This is a genomic window from Nocardiopsis alborubida (assembly GCF_012396365.1).
GTDB lineage: Bacteria > Actinomycetota > Actinomycetes > Streptosporangiales > Streptosporangiaceae > Nocardiopsis > Nocardiopsis alborubida.
Map to the genome: position 1 here is coordinate 46,021 of NZ_JAAXPG010000030.1, position 16,170 is coordinate 62,190.

Below are 16,170 nucleotides of genomic sequence, written 5' to 3' on the forward strand. Positions count from 1 at the left end.
AGATGAGGCCCCCAGCATGCTGCTCGCGATCGACGTCGGCAACTCCGAGACGGTCTTCGGTCTCTTCGCATCCGACGACCTTCTCGAACACTGGAGGGTGGGAACCGACACCAGGCGCACGGCCGACGAGTGGGCCGTGGTCCTGCGGGGGCTCGTCGACGGCAGCAGCCTGGGCCGCCCCGAGGACATCGACGGGATCGCCATGTGCTGCTCGGTCCCGTCGGTGCAGCACGAGATGCGGGACATGTTCCGCCGCCACTTCGGGGACGTCCCGGCCGTGATCGTCGAGCCCGGCGTCAAGACCGGGGTGCCGATCCGGATGGACAACCCCAAGGAGGTGGGCAGCGACCGGATCATCAACGCGCTGGCCGCCAACCACCTCTACGGCGGCCCCGCGGTGGTGGTGGACTTCGGGACCGCGACGACCTTCGACGCGGTCAGCGCCCGCGGGGAGTACGTGGGCGGAGCCATCGCCCCGGGCATCGACATCTCCGTGGACGCCCTGTCCCGGCGCGGCGCCCAGCTGCACATGGTGGAGATCGTCAAGCCGCGCTCGGCCATCGCCAAGAACACCACCGAGGCGTTGCGCTCGGGCATCGTGTTCGGGTTCGCGGGCCAGGTGGACGGGATCGTGGACCGCATGGTCGCCGAGCTCACCGACGCGCCCGACGACGTGACCGTGGTGGCCACCGGGGGGCTCGCCTCCATCGTGGTGGCCGAGTGCGAGACGGTCGACCTGCACGAGCCGTGGCTGACCCTCATCGGCCTGCGCCTGGTCTACGAGCGCAACGTCGGCTGATCCGGCCCCGGGGCGGGGGGGAGCGGGAGGAGGCCCTTGCGCCCCGGCTGGTTCGGTCCTGGGCGTGCCGCTGCACGCGCAGCAGGGGGAGCACCTCGGCGAGGTGGTCGAAGTCGCGGTCGCGGTGCACGAGGACCGCGTCAGTTCGCCTCCGTGGTGGTGCGGCGGACGGCCCCGGCCGCCGCACCACCCCCGGTTCGGCCCGAGGAGACGGTGCCGGGGGACGCCCCGGGAGAGGCCCCGCTCCGGAACAGGTCCGGCTCGATGTAGACCAGCGTGGCGATGGGCACCGCCGTCCGGATGCGCTCCTCGGCCTCGTCGATCGCCCGCGTGATCCGGCCCGCGTCGTCGTGCGCGTCCACGGCCACCTTGGCGGCCACCAGCAGCTCCTCGGGGCCCACGTGCTGGGTGCGCATGTGGATCAGGCGGTCGATGTCCTCGACCGACTCGATGGCCCGGCGGATGGCCCGCACGTTCTCGCTCGTGGCGGACTCGCCGATGAGCAGGCTCTTGACCTCGACGGCCAGCACGATCGCGATGGCCACCAGCAGAAGGCCGATGGCGGCGGTGCCCAGGCCGTCCCACAGGCCGTTGCCCGTGATCAGGGTCAGGCTGACGCCGACCAGGGCGAACACCAGGCCCAGCAGCGCGCCCGCGTCCTCCAGCAGGATCACCGGCAGTTCGGGGGCCTTGGAGCGGCGGACGAACTGCACCCAGGTCGCCTTGCCCCGGACCGCGTTGGACTCCTTGACCGCCGTGCGCATGGCGAACGACTCCAGGACGAGCGCCACCAGCAGCACGGCCACGGGGACCCACTGCCAGGACGTGATCGGCTCGGGGTGGGAGATCTTGTGCCAGGCCTCGTAGAGCGCGAACAGGCCGCCCAGGCTGAACAGCACGATCGCCACCATGAACGCGTACACGTAGCGCTCGCGGCCGTAGCCGAAGGGGTGCTCCTCGGTGGCCCCCCGGCGGGCCCGTTTGCCGCCGATGAGAAGCAGCGCCTGGTTGCTGGAGTCGGCGACCGAGTGGATGGACTCGGCCATCATCGACGACGAGCCGGTCAGGAGGTAGGCCACGAACTTCGTCGCGGCGATTCCCAGATTCGCGCACAGCGCCGTGACGACGGCTCTCGTGCTTCCCTCAACACTCACCAGTGGGTCCATCTCTCGGTAGGTACTGTTCTCGGCTGCGAAGCGCGGGGCAGGGCAGCGCAATACTAGTGATCCGTGCCACGTCGGCGCCCGCCGCGCCTCTTCCCGGGCGGGCCGCGACCGACGGCGCGGGCCGCCCGCCCGCGGACGCCGACCGGTCGGGCCGGACCGCGGTCGCCGGTAGGATCGTGCGCGTGAATGACGCGCACGACGACACCTACGACGACCTGCCCGAACAGATGCGGGTCCGGCGCCAGAAGCTGGACCGGCTGCGGGAGGAGGGCACCGACCCCTTCCCCGTGACCTTCCCGCGGTCCACGTCGATCGGGGCCGTGCGCGACAAACACCAGGGACTGGAACCGGACACCCGCACGGGTGCGGAGGTCTCCGTCGCCGGACGCGTCATGCTCTACCGCACCGGCGGCAAGCTGTGCTTCGCCACCCTGCGCGACGAGACCGGCGACATCCAGATCATGCTGTCCCTGGACCAGGTGGGCCAGGAGCGCCTGGACGCCTGGAAGGCCGACGTCGACCTCGGCGACCACGTGGGCGTGGAGGGCGAGGTCATCACCTCCCGCCGCGGCGAGCTGTCGATCCTGGTGACCGGTTGGACGCTGACCGCCAAGTGCCTGCGTCCGCTCCCGGAGAAGCACAAGGGCCTGACCGACCCCGAGGCCCGGGTGCGCCAGCGCTACGTCGACCTCATCGTCAACCCCGAGTCCCAGCAGATGGTGCGCCGCCGCTCGGCCGCCATCCGCGCGATCCGGGAGGGGCTCGCCTCCCGCGACTTCGTCGAGGTCGAGACGCCCATGCTGATGCGGGTGCACGGCGGCGCCACGGCGCGCCCGTTCACCACCCACATCAACGCCTACGACATGGACCTGTACCTGCGCATCGCCCCCGAGCTGTCCCTCAAGCGGCTGGTCGTGGGCGGCCTGGAGAAGGTCTTCGAGGTCAACCGGAACTTCCGCAACGAGGGCGCGGACTCCACGCACAACCCCGAGTTCACGATGCTGGAGTTCTACCAGGCCTACGCCGACTACAACGTCATGGCCGACCTGACCCGCGAGCTCATCCAGGAGGCGGCGCGCGCCGTGTTCGGCTCGACGGTGGTCGAGCGGGACGGGCGGACCTACGACCTGGGCGGGGAGTGGCCGCAGGTCACCCTGTACGGGGCGGTGTCCGAGGCGCTGGGCGCCGGGGTCGACCCGCGCACGCCGATCGACGAGGTCCGCCGCCTGGCCGACTCCAGGGGAGTGGAGTACGACCCCTCCTGGGGGCAGGGCAAGCTCGTCGAGCACCTCTTCGAGGAGCTGGTGGAGCACACGCTCGTCCAGCCCACCTTCGTGCGCGACTTCCCGGTGGAGACCAGCCCGCTCACCCGGCAGCACCGCGAGGACCCGCTGCTCACCGAGAAGTGGGACCTCATCGGGTTCGGCATGGAGATGGGCACGGGCTACTCGGAGCTGGTCGACCCGGTCGAGCAGCGCGAGCGCCTCACCCGGCAGTCGCTGATGGCCGCGGAGGGCGACCCCGAGGCGATGCAGCTGGACGAGGACTTCCTGCGGGCCCTGGAGTACGGAATGCCGCCGACCGGCGGTGTGGGCGTCGGTATCGACCGCCTGCTCATGGCCTTCACCGGAAAGAACATCCGGGAAACTGTCCTTTTCCCGCTCGTGAAGCCTTCCGGGGATTGAGCCGGAGCACCATGAGCCCGGATTTACCGGGGATATAACGGCGTCGGTCGGATGACCGAAAGGTGGAGCGGGGTCGTCGCGCACGCGGTGTGGCGGCCCCGTCCCCTCCCTCGGGACAGGGGCGGCACCACGGGTTCCGTCCTCCCGGCCGGACAGGCCGGGCGAACCGGCGGCCACGGGCGCGTGTCCCACCGGACAGTTCCGAAGTTTTTTGCCGACCGAGGCGGGGAGAAGTCGACCACTCTCCGCTCAACATTGTTTACGCAGGTCAATGTAGTCAGCGTATTTTCCCTTCCATTACTTTGTCACGGAAGGGCTCGCCATAACTACACATGGTGATTTATCGGGTCTTGACGGTACCATCTCTGCGGCCTAGCGTGCTGTGAGCGGGTCGAGACCCGTGGAGTTTGCCGAAGTGGATCGAGAACGACGGTAAGCGGGGAGAGGGGCCGCCGGACGCGGCCCGCGCCCCCCGCGCGCATGTGCGCCCTCGGTGGAGTCTGTCCGTCCCAGCCTCCAGCGAACCGGCCCCTGCGACGTCCGTGCGCCCGCCCCCAGTCCCTGTGCCAGAGGGATACGTGGGGGACAGCGGTGCGCCCGGGGGTGTCCGTCGCGCCGGAGCAGGGGGAGACCCGTGTCCGGCGCGCTCGCGTCCACCAGGTGACGAGTCGATGTTCCGCACTCACATGATGAGGGAGGACGGAGTGGAACAGGCCACACTCGTACGACGTACCGCTGATGACGAGGGCACCCTTCAGACGAGGGAGCGCCGGGAGAACGTGGTCCCCTTGCAGGCCCGCCCGCGCGAGACGGCTGTGAGCAGCCCCTACGCGCCGGTGGAACTGAACCACGAGGAGCTCGAACTGCTCGCCGAGATCGCCACCGGAGTCACCACGGAGGTGGCGGCCCGGCACCTCGAACTCAGCGCGCGCACCCTGCGCCGCCGTATCCGCAACATCTGCGACGTGCTCGGCGTGAACACACCCATCGAGGCGGTCGTCTGGGCCGCGCGGCGCCAGCTCATCTGAGCCGTCCGCGGAACGGAGCCGCGGTCGCGCGGCGCGGGCGTCCTCCGGAGAAGGCGCCCACCGGAGAAAGAGCGATCCGGTGGGCGCGGCACCCACCACGGCACCCACCGGAACACCGGTGGGTGCCGACGCGTTTTCGGACCGCGCGCGTCCGCCGGACGCGGGGTCCGGGCGTAGTCTGGTCCGGCTATGCCCGTTCGCCATGTTCACGTGCGCCGCGCCAGGACGCGCGACGTCGCCGCCGTCCGACGCCTCGTCGACACCTACACCGTCGACCGGCGCGTGCTCTCCAAGAGCACCGTCAACCTCTACGAGGACGTCCAGGAGTTCTGGGTGGCCGAGGCCGAGGTGGCACCCGACTCCCCGGACCCCGCCTCCCCGTCCGCCGCGCCCCCGCCCGGCGTCCCCGCGCCCGGAGCGGACCGCGCCGAGCCCCCCGCCGCCGGGACCGAGTACCGCGTGGTGGGCTGCGGCGCTCTGCACGTGCTCTGGGAGGACCTGGCGGAGGTGCGCACCGTCGCCGTCGACCCCGCCCTGCGCGGGTTCGGCGTCGGCCACCGGATCGTGTCCGCGCTGCTCGACACCGCTCGGGAGTTGGGCGTGCGCCGTGTGTTCTGCCTGACATTCGAGACCGGTTTCTTCGCCAAACACGGCTTTGCCCGCATCCAGGGCACACCCGTCTCCTCCCGCGTGTACGAGGAACTCCTGCGTTCCTATGACGAGGGCGTCGCCGAATTTCTCGACTTGGAGCGGGTTAAGCCCAACACCCTTGGGAACACCCGCATGCTTGTGCACCTCGACGCGGCAACGTGAACCGCCCGGACCTAAAGGTTTTCGCGCTCACTCGGGACCAAGTTCCCCATACGGGCCGCAGCCGGGCCAACACCGCGTCCTCCCCGCGTCCGCGCAGCTTATGCACAACCGGATGGCGGGGCCGGGGAAGGGGGCGGGTAATGTGTACCCCGGGGGTAGAGTCCCGACCACACGTTGAAGGAAGTTCCGCGGAGCGGTGGCGAAGGGTCGGGATTTGACACCGGTGGGCACGGTGTTCCCCCGCGGACACACCAGGACGCCGAACGCACGGTCGGACATTGACCCCTCATCGGGTTTGCCGGAGGTGTCTCGGGTACGTCCGGTGTCAAACCGGGGGCAAACGATGTCTATGATGTCCGGTATGCGTTTGCCCGGGTGCCTGGCGAGCCATCCCCCAGGAGCAGCCGACACGGAGTCGGGTATTTGCTGCAATAAGTAACAACCAGGAAGGGTGGACGGCTTCGATGGGGAACTTTTTGTCGTCGGTGCTTCCCCCTGGACTGATCGACGTATTGTCGGCGCTCATCCCACCGGTGGTCGTCGGTGCCGTCTTCTGCACCTTCGTCGTCCAGCTGCTGCGCAAGGAGATGGCGCCCCGCCGGATGGACGGAAGCCTGGTCAGCAAGGACGGGGCCGCCGAGGGTGCGGGTGAGGTCAGGGAGGGTTCCGGGACCGCAGAGCCGGGTGCCGCGAACACGACGCCGATTGTCCAGGGTGGGGAACGCACCGAATCCGACGGTCGTTGATACGGTACTCGACCGATCACGCGCCCTCCGGGGTGCGGCGAACCGGCCACGCGCGTGCGCGGGCCATCTCGCCGATCCCGCGCGCCTGCGGCGACCCCCGAAACCCGAGACGGTGTCCGGGTGATTTCAGGCACGCCGGGAATTGTCTTCCGCGTTCTCGCGAGATAGCTTTACATTCAGGTGTGGAGACACCGCTCTTCTGAAAGGTTTGATTCCATGGCACAGAAGGTCCAGGTTTTCCTGGTCGACGACCTCGACGGCGGCGAGGCCGAGGAGACGGTGACGTTCGGTCTGGACGGCTCCGTGTACGAAATCGACCTCAGCGCGGGTAATGCGGCCAAGCTCCGCGAGGCCCTTACTCCGTTCGTCGACGCCGCCCGCAAGGCTCCGGCCAAGGCGTCCCGCAGCGCGGGCCGCCGTCCCGGCAGCCGGAATGCTCCCAGCCGTGAGCGCAGCGCCGAGATTCGCGCCTGGGCGAAGGCCGCGGGCAAGCCCGTCAATGAGCGCGGCCGTATCCCCGCGGCGATCGTCGCCGAATATGAGGCCATCAAGGGCTAGGTTTGCCGCCGACCCCGGTTCGCCGAAATGTTGTCAGGTCTTGATCGAATTACGGTCGGTACCTGCCGGGGGGAGACACCCGAACCCGACCATCCCGGGCCGCGGAGCGGCCCAGTGACACGGGATGCCAGGGGATACGCCGGGCCCGCCGGGCCCTTCGGGCGGTACGGAGCACCGGACAGGGCTCCGCGCCGATGACAGCGGTCCTCCGGCCCCGCGGCTCCAGGCCTCCGCCGCCACACCCACGGGTTGGGCCGGACGGCGAGGCGGGTCGGGCCGGTCCGCCGGAGCGCCGCGACGCCGTGTCCGCGCGCGACCGCCCGCGCACGACGGGACCGCACACGACCTCCCGGTTCCGGGGAAAGGCACTCGCTTCCGGTCCCGCGACCCCGGTCGCGGGACCCGAGCCCCATCCCTCCCCGCTCCGGTCGACGGCGCGTATTCTCCGCTTTCCCCGCCCGAACGGTCCGGTCGGAACAACAACACGCGGCTTGTTCGCTCAGAGCCGATAACGCTTACACGTGCGCGGTCCGGGCACTCCTGTGACACAGGGAGAGCCCGGGCCGTTCGCCTTCGGCGTACAGGGAAATCTGACGCCGCAATTGGTAGTTGGATGTTGGGTGAACGCCCTATCGTCGGGGAAAGTCTCTGGCACGGACGGCTGCGGCCGACCGTACGGAGGCCTACGTCTGGTCGGCAGCCGGTCGACCGTTCGGACGGGTGCGACAGCGCTCCCCGGGGCGGTTCATCCCTGTGGGGCCGATATGCGGAAGAGTTGGGTCGGAGTGAACCGTCCCTGCCTGACCGCTCTGTAGAGGAGCGACGAGACATGTTCGAGAGGTTTACCGACCGCGCGCGGCGAGTGGTGGTTCTGGCCCAGGAAGAGGCCAGGATGCTCAACCACAACTACATCGGTACGGAGCACATCCTGCTCGGCCTCATCCACGAGGGTGAGGGCGTCGCCGCCAAGGCTCTGGAGAGCCTTGGTATCAGCCTCGAAGCGGTTCGGCAGCAGGTTGAGGAGATCATCGGCCAGGGGCAGCAGGCGCCGTCGGGGCACATCCCGTTCACCCCGCGGGCCAAGAAGGTCCTGGAGCTGTCGCTGCGCGAGGCGCTTCAGCTGGGCCACAACTACATCGGTACCGAGCACATACTGCTGGGCCTGATCCGCGAGGGCGAGGGCGTGGCCGCCCAGGTCCTGGTCAAGCTGGGCGCGGACCTCAACCGCGTGCGCCAGCAGGTCATCCAGCTGCTGCACGGCTACCAGGGCAAGGAGCCGCAGGCCACCGGCGCCTCGTCGGAGTCCACCCCCTCCACCTCGCTGGTGCTGGACCAGTTCGGTCGCAACCTGACCCAGGCCGCCCGGGAGAGCAAGCTCGACCCGGTCATCGGCAGGGACAAGGAGATCGAGCGCGTCATGCAGGTCCTGTCCCGCAGGACCAAGAACAACCCGGTCCTGATCGGTGAGCCCGGCGTCGGCAAGACGGCCGTGGTCGAGGGCCTGGCCCAGAAGATCGTCAAGGGGGAGATCCCCGAGACGCTCAAGGACAAGCAGCTGTACACGCTGGACCTGGGCGCGCTGGTCGCGGGCAGCCGCTACCGCGGTGACTTCGAGGAGCGCCTCAAGAAGGTGCTCAAGGAGATCCGCACCCGCGGCGACATCATCCTGTTCATCGACGAGCTGCACACGCTGGTCGGAGCGGGCGCGGCGGAGGGTGCCATAGACGCCGCCTCCATCCTCAAGCCCATGCTGGCCCGGGGTGAGCTCCAGACCATCGGCGCGACCACGCTGGACGAGTACCGCAAGTACCTGGAGAAGGACGCCGCGCTGGAGCGCCGCTTCCAGCCCATCCAGGTGGACGAGCCGACCATCAAGCACGCCATCGAGATCCTCAAGGGCCTGCGCGACCGCTACGAGGCCCACCACCGGGTCTCCATCACCGACAGCGCGCTGGTGGCCGCCGCGCAGCTGGCCGACCGCTACATCAGCGACCGGTTCCTGCCGGACAAGGCGATCGACCTCATCGACGAGGCGGGCTCGCGGATGCGCATCCGCAGGATGACCGCTCCGCCGGACCTGCGCGAGTTCGACGAGAAGATCGCCGGCGTGCGCCGCGACAAGGAGTCCGCGATCGACGCGCAGGACTTCGAGAAGGCGGCGTCGCTGCGCGACGACGAGAAGCAGCTCCTGGGCAAGAAGGCGCAGCGGGAGAAGGAGTGGAAGGCCGGCGACATGGACGTCGTGGCCGAGGTGGACGAGGAGCTCATCGCCGAGGTCCTGGCCGCCTCCACCGGCATCCCGGTCTTCAAGCTCACCGAGGAGGAGTCCTCCCGGCTGCTGCGCATGGAGGACGAGCTGCACCGGCGCGTCATCGGCCAGGAGGACGCCATCAAGGCGCTCTCCCAGGCGATCCGCCGTACCCGCGCCGGGCTCAAGGACCCCAAGCGCCCGGGTGGTTCGTTCATCTTCGCCGGTCCGTCCGGTGTGGGTAAGACCGAGCTGTCCAAGACGCTGGCCGAGTTCCTGTTCGGGGACGAGGACGCGCTGATCCAGCTGGACATGTCCGAGTTCATGGAGAAGCACACCGTCTCGCGGCTGTTCGGCTCCCCGCCCGGGTACGTGGGCTACGAGGAGGGCGGCCAGCTCACCGAGAAGGTGCGCCGCAAGCCGTTCTCCGTGGTGCTCTTCGACGAGATCGAGAAGGCCCACAACGACATCTTCAACTCGCTGCTCCAGGTGCTGGAGGAGGGACGTCTCACCGACGCCCAGGGTCGCATCGTCGACTTCAAGAACACGGTCATCATCATGACGACCAACCTGGGCACCCGGGACATCTCCAAGGGCCAGGCCATGGGCTTCGCCAAGGAGGACGACGCCCAGACCAACTACGAGCGGATGAAGGCCAAGGTCAGCGAGGAGCTCAAGACCAACTTCCGGCCCGAGTTCCTCAACCGTGTGGACGACATCATCGTCTTCCACCAGCTGACCGAGAAGGAGATCTTCCAGATCGTGGATCTGATGATCACGAACCTGGACGGTCGTCTCAAGGAGCGGGACATGGGGATCGAGCTGCGTCCCCAGGCCAAGAAGGTCCTGTCCGAGCGCGGGTTCGACCCGGTGCTGGGCGCCCGTCCGCTGCGCCGGACGATCCAGCGGGAGATCGAGGACCAGCTGTCCGAGAAGATCCTGTTCGGTGACCTCAAGGCGGGTCAGATCGTGGTGATCGACGCCGAGGGCGAGGGCACGGACGCCAAGTTCACCTTCAAGGGCGTGCCCAAGCCGGCCGCGGTGCCGGACACGCCCGAGGTCGAGGAGTCGGCCGCGGGCAAGCGGGAGTAGCGCGGCCCGGCCGCACCCGGCATCGGGGGCACCCCTTCGGGGGTGCCCCCTTCGTCGTGGGGAGGCCGGGGCGTGTCCGGCTGACGCCGCCCGTCGCGCAGCGGGGTGTGTGTTCGCCGGACATGTTCTAAGGTGCGAACGTGACGCATCCAGATCCCCGACAGCACGATCCGTGGCAGGCGCGGCAGCCGCAGCCCGGACCCGCTCCCCACGGTCCCCGGCCGGGTGAGGCGCCCCCGGGGCAGCGCGGCGCGGTCCCGCCCGGCGGCCCTTCCCCGGTCGGCGGTCCGCCTCCCCCGGGGCAGTTCCCTCCGGCCGGAGCGCCGCCCATGGGGCCGCAGGGACCCCACGGGGGCCCGCCCGGTCCCCAGGGTCCTCACGGCCCCCAGGGCCCCTACGGTCCGTACCCGAACCAGCCCCAGCCGCGCAAGAAGGGCGGGACCGGCCTGATCATCGGGGCCGTCGTCCTGGTCGTCGTCCTCATGGCGGGCGGCGGGATCGCCGCTGTGTCGCTGTTCTCCGGCGGCGGCGGCGCCTCCGCGGAGGGCGTCGGTGAGGTGCGGTACTACGAGGGCCTGTCCAGCGAACACGTGGACGAGGGCGAGACCGTCGACTACGAGATGTTCCCGCCCGCGGGCGGAGCGCACTACCCGATCTGGCAGAACTGCGGCGTCTACGACCAGCCCCTGCGCTCGGAGTACGTCGTGCACGCCCAGGAACACGGCGCCGTGTGGATCGCCTACGATCCCGGACTCTCCCAGGCCCAGGTCCAGACCCTGGCCGGGTACTACTCGCCCGGCGACTACCTGGTGGTCAGCCCCGTGGAGGGCCTGCCCGCCCCCGTGGTGGCGTCGGCCTGGGGCTCCCAGATCCTCCTGGAGGACCCCGAGGACCCGCGCCTGGCGGAGTACCTCGTCGAGTTCGTCCAGGGCGAGAACACCCCGGAGCCGGGCGCGCCGTGCAGCGACGGCCACTCCGGCACCGAGGCCGACCCCGCGGGGGAGACCGGGACCGCCGCGGCGCGGTACTCCGTCCCGCGGACCTGAGGCACCCCTGGCGCGCCGTCCGGGGACGGCGCCGGGCCGGGGCGCGTCCGCCTCCCGGCCGCTGACCGGGGGCGGTACCAGTCCGGGACGCCGCGCGCCGACCGGCTTCCCCGGGCCGGGGCGTGCTCAGCCCGGCAGGGCGTACCGGCCGTCGTCCAGGGGGTCCACCAGACCGTCGGAGACCAATGCGTCCAGGGCCCGCTCGCGCTGGACACTGTCGTCCCAGACGACGTCCAGCGCGCCCTTGGACACCGGGTGGGCGGAGTCGCGCAGCACCGCCAGCAGCCGTCCGCGCACCTGCCGGTCGGTGCCCGCGTAGGTCTGGCCGCGCCGGGGCGGGCCGTCGTAGGCGGGCTTGCCCGCGAGCCGCCAGGCGCACTGGTGGGCGATCGGGCAGTCCGCGCACGCGGGCGTGCGCGCGGTGCACACCAGCGCGCCCAGCTCCATGACGGCCACGCCCCAGCGTGCGGCCACCGAGGGCGCGGACGGCAGCAGGGACTCGGCGAGGGCGGTCTCCGCCTTCGTCTGTGTTTTCGGCGGGTACTGGACCCCGGTTTCGGCTCTCGCCAGGACACGTCGAACATTCGTGTCCAGAATGGCGTGCCGCTGACCGAAGGCGAAGCTCGCCACCGCCGCGGCGGTGTAGGCGCCGACGCCCGGCAGGGACAGCAGGGTGGCGTGGTCGTCGGGGACCCGCCCGCCGTGCTCCCCGGTGATCGCCACCGCGCACGCGTGCAGGCGCAGCGCCCGGCGCGGGTAGCCGAGCCGGTTCCACATGCGCACCGCCTCCCCGGAGGGCTCCCGGGCCAGGTCGGCCGGGGTGGGCCAGCGCTCCATCCAGGCGCGCCAGGCGGGCAGGACGCGCACCACGGGCGTCTGCTGGAGCATGATCTCACTGACCAGGACCGACCACGGGGAGGCGTCGGGCCGACGCCAGGGAAGGTCGCGGGCATGGCTCTCGTACCACGCCAGAACCGGGGTGCTGTAAGGGTTATCGCTCATCTTTAACTGGGAATCGGCGGGTTGAGTAGGTGAGGTACACGCAAAACCGCAATACTACGGCGCATGGCGTCAAGTACCGGACAACCAGGAGCCGTCAGTCGCGAGACCTACTGGAAGCGGCGTGCCTTCGTGCTGGCCGGGGCCCTGCTGGTGCTCGCGCTCATCGCGTACGCCTGCCGCCCCTCCGGCGACGGGAGCGGCGAGCCGACCCGCTCGGACGCGGGTATCGAGGCCTCTCCCAGTGTCTCACCCGCCGAGCCCTCCGCGGACGCGAGCGAGGAGCCCGGGGACGATCCCTCCGAGGGGGCGCGGGAGAGCGCCGATCCCTCCGGGGACGCTGAGGACTCCGACGGCGCCGCGGCCGGTGACGGCGACTCCGCCGGGGGCGGGGAGGACGGCGAGGTGCCCGCCCCGGAGCGCCCCGAGGACCTCTGCCGCCCGCAGGACGTCGTGGTGACCTTCGAGTACGCGGAGGAGGGCCAGGAGGTCTACGGCGCCGGCGCCGACCCGGGCTTCAGGATCACCGTGGTCAACACCGCCGAGCAGACCTGCACCGTGGACGTGGGCGGCGAGGCCATGGAGATCCGCATCCACTCGGGCGACGACCGGATCTTCTCCACCGCCGACTGCGCGGAGAACGAGAGCGCGGAGAAGCACCAGATCAGCAGGGGCGTCCCGCACGAGTACACGTTCACCTGGGAGCGGCTGCGCTCCTTCGAGGACTGCCGCGGCACCGACGCCTCGGCCCAGCCCGGCTGGTACCGGGCCAACCTGCACGGGGACTACGCCGGGGACCAGCCCGAGCTGCCGTTCCAGCTCAAGGCCTGAGCCGCCGCATGGCACGGGGGCGGGGGGCCGCACGACCCCCCGCCCCCGCGCCGACGGTTCCGCGGCGCGGGGAGCCCCTTTACGCCACCGGAGTTCGGGGATACTCTTCCTGCGGTTGGGAGCGCTCCCAAGCGGGCGCTCCTCCGGGAGTGCCCGCACTCGCCCCCGAGGAGTCCCCACCGCCCCCCATGGGCCGACACGGAGGAGGACGCGACGATGCGCTACCGCGGACCGGCGGAACTGACGGTCGTCCGCCACGGGCAGAGCGCGTTCAACGCCGCCCTGGCCGCCGCCGCACGCGACGGCGGGCGCCTGGACGCGGCGGACCTGCCCGCGCGCAACGCCGACGTGGACCTCACCCCGCTGGGCGAGCGCCAGGCCCGCGCCGTGGGCGCGGGCTGGCTGGCCTCCCTGCCCGGCGGCCGGCGGCCCGGCGTCGTGTTCTCCTCCACCTACCTGCGCGCCCGCCGCACCGCCGGACTGGCTCTGGAGGCGGCCGGGCTGGACCTGCCCGTGCACCCGGACGAGCGGCTGCGCGACCACGACGGCGGCCCCTTCACGTTCATGACCCCGGCCATGGTCGACGAGTACGACCCCGGCGAGGCGCCCCGGCGCCTGGCCGACCGGATGCACCACCGCCCCGAGCGCGGTGAGTCCCTGGCAGACGTCCTGCTGCGGCTGCGCTCGTTCCTGCGCGACCTGTGCGCGGAGTACCCGGGAGAGCGTGTGCTGCTGTTCGCCCACGAGCCGGTCGTGGTCCTGCTCCGGGGGATCCTGGAGGGCCTGGAGGAGGCCGAGGTGTGGCGGGTGAGCAGGGAGGAGCCCGCGGCGGCGGCCTCGGTCAGCCGCTGGACGGCCGACGCCGGGGGAGACCTGCGCCCCGACGGCTACGGAGTCGTGGGGCACCTGGCGGAAGTGTCGGCGCGGGGGTGACGGGGATTCCGACATAACCCCGATTTCCTTGCTTTTCGCCCGGGAATCGGGCCTGGCCGGAACCCCTGGGCGGGGAAATTCCGGCGACCTCGCGGAAAAGCGGCAGCTTCACGTAATGGTTCGATTACCATCCGTGCTGTCTGGAACCCGCACGTCCCTGGAGGCTGTCGTGAATCGCATCGTCCCGGCCCTGGCCGCCGCTCCCGTCCTCGCCCTGGCGCTCGCCGCGCCCGCGCACGCCGCCGAGGAGGCGCGGCCCGGCGACAACGGCTACATCCTGCGCGTCCACGGCCTCACCGACGCCGAGACGCGGGAGGCCACGCTGGTGTGCGCCCCCGTCGCCGCGGGCACGCATCCCAGAGCCGAGGAGGCCTGCGAGGCCATCGCCGAGGCCGGTTCGATCGCGGGGGTCAGGGGCGAGGAGCAGGCCTGCCCGTTCGTCTACGACCCGGTGGTCGCCGTGGCCTACGGCACCGAGGACTACCGGGAGGAGTTCTCCAACGAGTGCGTGCTCACGAGTGAGAAGGGCGCGGTCTTCGACTTCTGACGCGCTGGCCGGGAGCGCCGCCGGTGCGGCGCGAGGCCCCTGGACCGTGGTGGTCCCGTGCTCATGGCCGGTGTCGGCGCGGTGGTTTCTCGTGTCCGTCGCAACGAACCGCGCCACGGGTACGAGGTCACGGCGAAGCGGGCGCGCCGGCGCTCAGTCCTCGTCCCGGGGGGCGCGGGCCCGCCGGGACCGCCGGGCCACCCGGCTCAGGGCCTCGCTCAGCTCCTCCACCTCGTGGACGCGGATGCCCGGGATCGGGTCGCCGAAGTGCTTGGGCACGACCGCCTCGGTGAAGCCGAGCCGCTGCGCCTCCGACACCCGGCGCCGCACGCCGCTCACGGTGCGCACGTCGCCCGCCAGGCCCACCTCGCCGATCGCGATGAAGCCGACGGGCAGCGCGACGTCGTTGTTGGAGCTGGCCGCGGCCATGGCCAGCGCCAGGTCCACGGCGGGCTCGGTCAGCTTCACGCCGCCCACCGTGGAGGCGTACACGTCCATGTTGGCCAGCTTCATGCCCGTGCGCTTCTCCAGCACGGCCAGGATCATGTTCACCCGCGAGGTGTCCAGGCCCGAGGTGGCCCGGCGCGGCGCGGGCAGCGGGGTCGGCGCGACCAGGGCCTGGACCTCGGTGATGAGCGGTCGCCGTCCCTCCAGGGCGACGGTGACGCACGTGCCCGGCACCGGGTCGGTGCGCTCGGTGAGGAACAGTCCGCTCGGGTCGGGCAGACCGACGATGCCGGACTCGGTCAGCTCGAAGCAGCCGATCTCGTCGGTGGGCCCGTAGCGGTTCTTGACCGCGCGCAGCAGCCGCAGCTGGGAGTGGCGCTCGCCCTCGAAGTGCAGCACCACGTCCACCAGGTGCTCCAGCATCCGCGGACCGGCGATGGACCCGTCCTTGGTGACGTGGCCGACCAGCACGGTGGCGATCCCGCGCTCCTTGGCGATCTGGATCAGCGCGCCGGTCACCTGCCGGATCTGGGTGACGCCGCCCGGGACGCCGGTGGTGTCGGGGGAGACCATGGTCTGCACCGAGTCCACGATGAGCAGCCGTGGGCCGACCGCGTCCACGTGGCTGGCCAGGGAGGCGATGGAGGTCTCGGCGGCCAGGTAGAGCTTGTCGGAGAGCGCGCCGAGCCGCTCGGCGCGCAGCCGCACCTGCCCGGCCGACTCCTCCCCGGTCACGTACAGCACGGGGCCCTCGGCCGCGCGCATCGCGGCGACCTCCAGCAGGAGGGTGGACTTGCCCACGCCGGGCTCGCCGGCGAGCAGCACCACGCCGCCCGGGACCGCGCCGCCGCCCAGCACCCGGTCGAGCTCGTCGACGCCGGTGGGGACTGCCTCGGCGCTCTCCACGCTGATCTCGGTGATGGGCCGGGCCCGGGAGGTGACGGGCGCGGGCGCGACGGCGGAGGGCGCGGGGGCGCCGGCCTCCTCGACCGTGCCCCAGGCCTGGCACTCGCCGCAGCGGCCCACCCACTTGAGGGTGCTCCATCCGCACTCGGCGCACCGGAACGTGGTCTTCGCTGCCTTCGCCATGGTGGCAACGCTAGCGGCTCCCTGGGACAACCCCGCCGGAAGGAGTAAAGGGACCTTTCGGAGACACATGAAAGTTACCTACGAGTTAGGAGCCTTCTCCCGTAGGGCGTGTTAAAGAATTCCTAGGGTCCGACAGCTCCAAC

General features: G+C 71.0%; 14 protein-coding genes. 11 read left to right on the forward strand and 3 right to left on the reverse strand.

Translation table 11 applies throughout. The features are described 5' to 3' along the window. Positions 1 to 16: 16 nt before the first annotated feature. Positions 17 to 799, forward strand: a complete 783-nt coding sequence (locus HGB44_RS25580; RefSeq protein ID WP_061081533.1) for a type III pantothenate kinase — start codon at positions 17 to 19, stop codon at positions 797 to 799. A gap of 140 nt (positions 800 to 939) precedes the next feature. Here the strand turns inward: HGB44_RS25580 and HGB44_RS25590 are convergent, their stop codons facing one another. Further along, entirely contained in the window at positions 940 to 1,953 is a 1,014-nt protein-coding gene (locus HGB44_RS25590) for a cation diffusion facilitator family transporter (RefSeq protein ID WP_061081568.1), read from the reverse strand. A gap of 194 nt (positions 1,954 to 2,147) precedes the next feature. On the opposite strand from HGB44_RS25590, the gene lysX reads away from it, so the two are divergent. From lysX to HGB44_RS25625, 7 genes are all read left to right on the forward strand, one after another. Next, positions 2,148 to 3,650: a bifunctional lysylphosphatidylglycerol synthetase/lysine--tRNA ligase LysX gene (gene lysX / locus HGB44_RS25595; protein WP_061081567.1), complete on the forward strand. Its 1,503-nt coding sequence runs from the start codon at positions 2,148 to 2,150 to the stop codon at positions 3,648 to 3,650. A 704-nt stretch (positions 3,651 to 4,354) separates the two neighbouring features. Then, a complete protein-coding gene (locus HGB44_RS25600) occupies positions 4,355 to 4,678 on the forward strand; it encodes a LuxR C-terminal-related transcriptional regulator (RefSeq protein WP_061081566.1) in 324 nt (107 codons plus the stop codon). Positions 4,679 to 4,867: 189 nt separating this feature from the next. After that, positions 4,868 to 5,491: an amino-acid N-acetyltransferase gene (locus tag HGB44_RS25605; protein ID WP_061081532.1), complete on the forward strand. Its 624-nt coding sequence runs from the start codon at positions 4,868 to 4,870 to the stop codon at positions 5,489 to 5,491. Positions 5,492 to 5,955: 464 nt separating this feature from the next. Beyond that, positions 5,956 to 6,237 (forward strand): hypothetical protein, encoded by a 282-nt coding sequence (locus HGB44_RS25610; protein ID WP_061081531.1) that lies wholly within the window; start codon positions 5,956 to 5,958, stop codon positions 6,235 to 6,237. Positions 6,238 to 6,453: 216 nt separating this feature from the next. Next, complete coding sequence (locus HGB44_RS25615) at positions 6,454 to 6,795, forward strand: histone-like nucleoid-structuring protein Lsr2 (RefSeq protein WP_061081530.1); 342 nt, start codon at positions 6,454 to 6,456, stop codon at positions 6,793 to 6,795. Positions 6,796 to 7,624: 829 nt separating this feature from the next. Then, the gene (locus HGB44_RS25620; protein ID WP_082768453.1) at positions 7,625 to 10,135 is read left to right on the forward strand and encodes an ATP-dependent Clp protease ATP-binding subunit; all 2,511 of its coding nucleotides are present in this window, start codon (positions 7,625 to 7,627) and stop codon (positions 10,133 to 10,135) included. 329 nt (positions 10,136 to 10,464) lie between these two features. After that, positions 10,465 to 11,181 (forward strand): DUF3105 domain-containing protein, encoded by a 717-nt coding sequence (locus tag HGB44_RS25625; protein WP_082768452.1) that lies wholly within the window; start codon positions 10,465 to 10,467, stop codon positions 11,179 to 11,181. 126 nt (positions 11,182 to 11,307) lie between these two features. Here the strand turns inward: HGB44_RS25625 and HGB44_RS25630 are convergent, their stop codons facing one another. Continuing rightward, positions 11,308 to 12,183 carry an HhH-GPD family protein gene (locus tag HGB44_RS25630; RefSeq protein WP_061081529.1) on the reverse strand — a complete coding sequence of 292 codons (876 nt, stop codon included), beginning with the start codon at positions 12,181 to 12,183 and terminating at the stop codon, positions 11,308 to 11,310. Positions 12,184 to 12,312: 129 nt separating this feature from the next. Between HGB44_RS25630 and HGB44_RS25635 the strand changes: the two genes are divergently transcribed. From HGB44_RS25635 to HGB44_RS25645, 3 genes are all read left to right on the forward strand, one after another. Next, a complete protein-coding gene (locus HGB44_RS25635; protein WP_231972507.1) occupies positions 12,313 to 13,011 on the forward strand; it encodes a hypothetical protein in 699 nt (232 codons plus the stop codon). 216 nt (positions 13,012 to 13,227) lie between these two features. Continuing rightward, a complete protein-coding gene (locus tag HGB44_RS25640) occupies positions 13,228 to 13,944 on the forward strand; it encodes a histidine phosphatase family protein (RefSeq protein ID WP_061082928.1) in 717 nt (238 codons plus the stop codon). 169 nt (positions 13,945 to 14,113) lie between these two features. Continuing rightward, positions 14,114 to 14,491 (forward strand): SSI family serine proteinase inhibitor, encoded by a 378-nt coding sequence (locus HGB44_RS25645; RefSeq protein WP_061082929.1) that lies wholly within the window; start codon positions 14,114 to 14,116, stop codon positions 14,489 to 14,491. A gap of 153 nt (positions 14,492 to 14,644) precedes the next feature. Here HGB44_RS25645 and radA read toward each other — a convergent pair whose 3' ends face one another. Next, on the reverse strand, positions 14,645 to 16,027 hold the full coding sequence (gene radA, locus HGB44_RS25650) for a DNA repair protein RadA (protein WP_061082930.1): 1,383 nt from the start codon (positions 16,025 to 16,027) through the stop codon (positions 14,645 to 14,647). Positions 16,028 to 16,170: the final 143 nt, after the last annotated feature.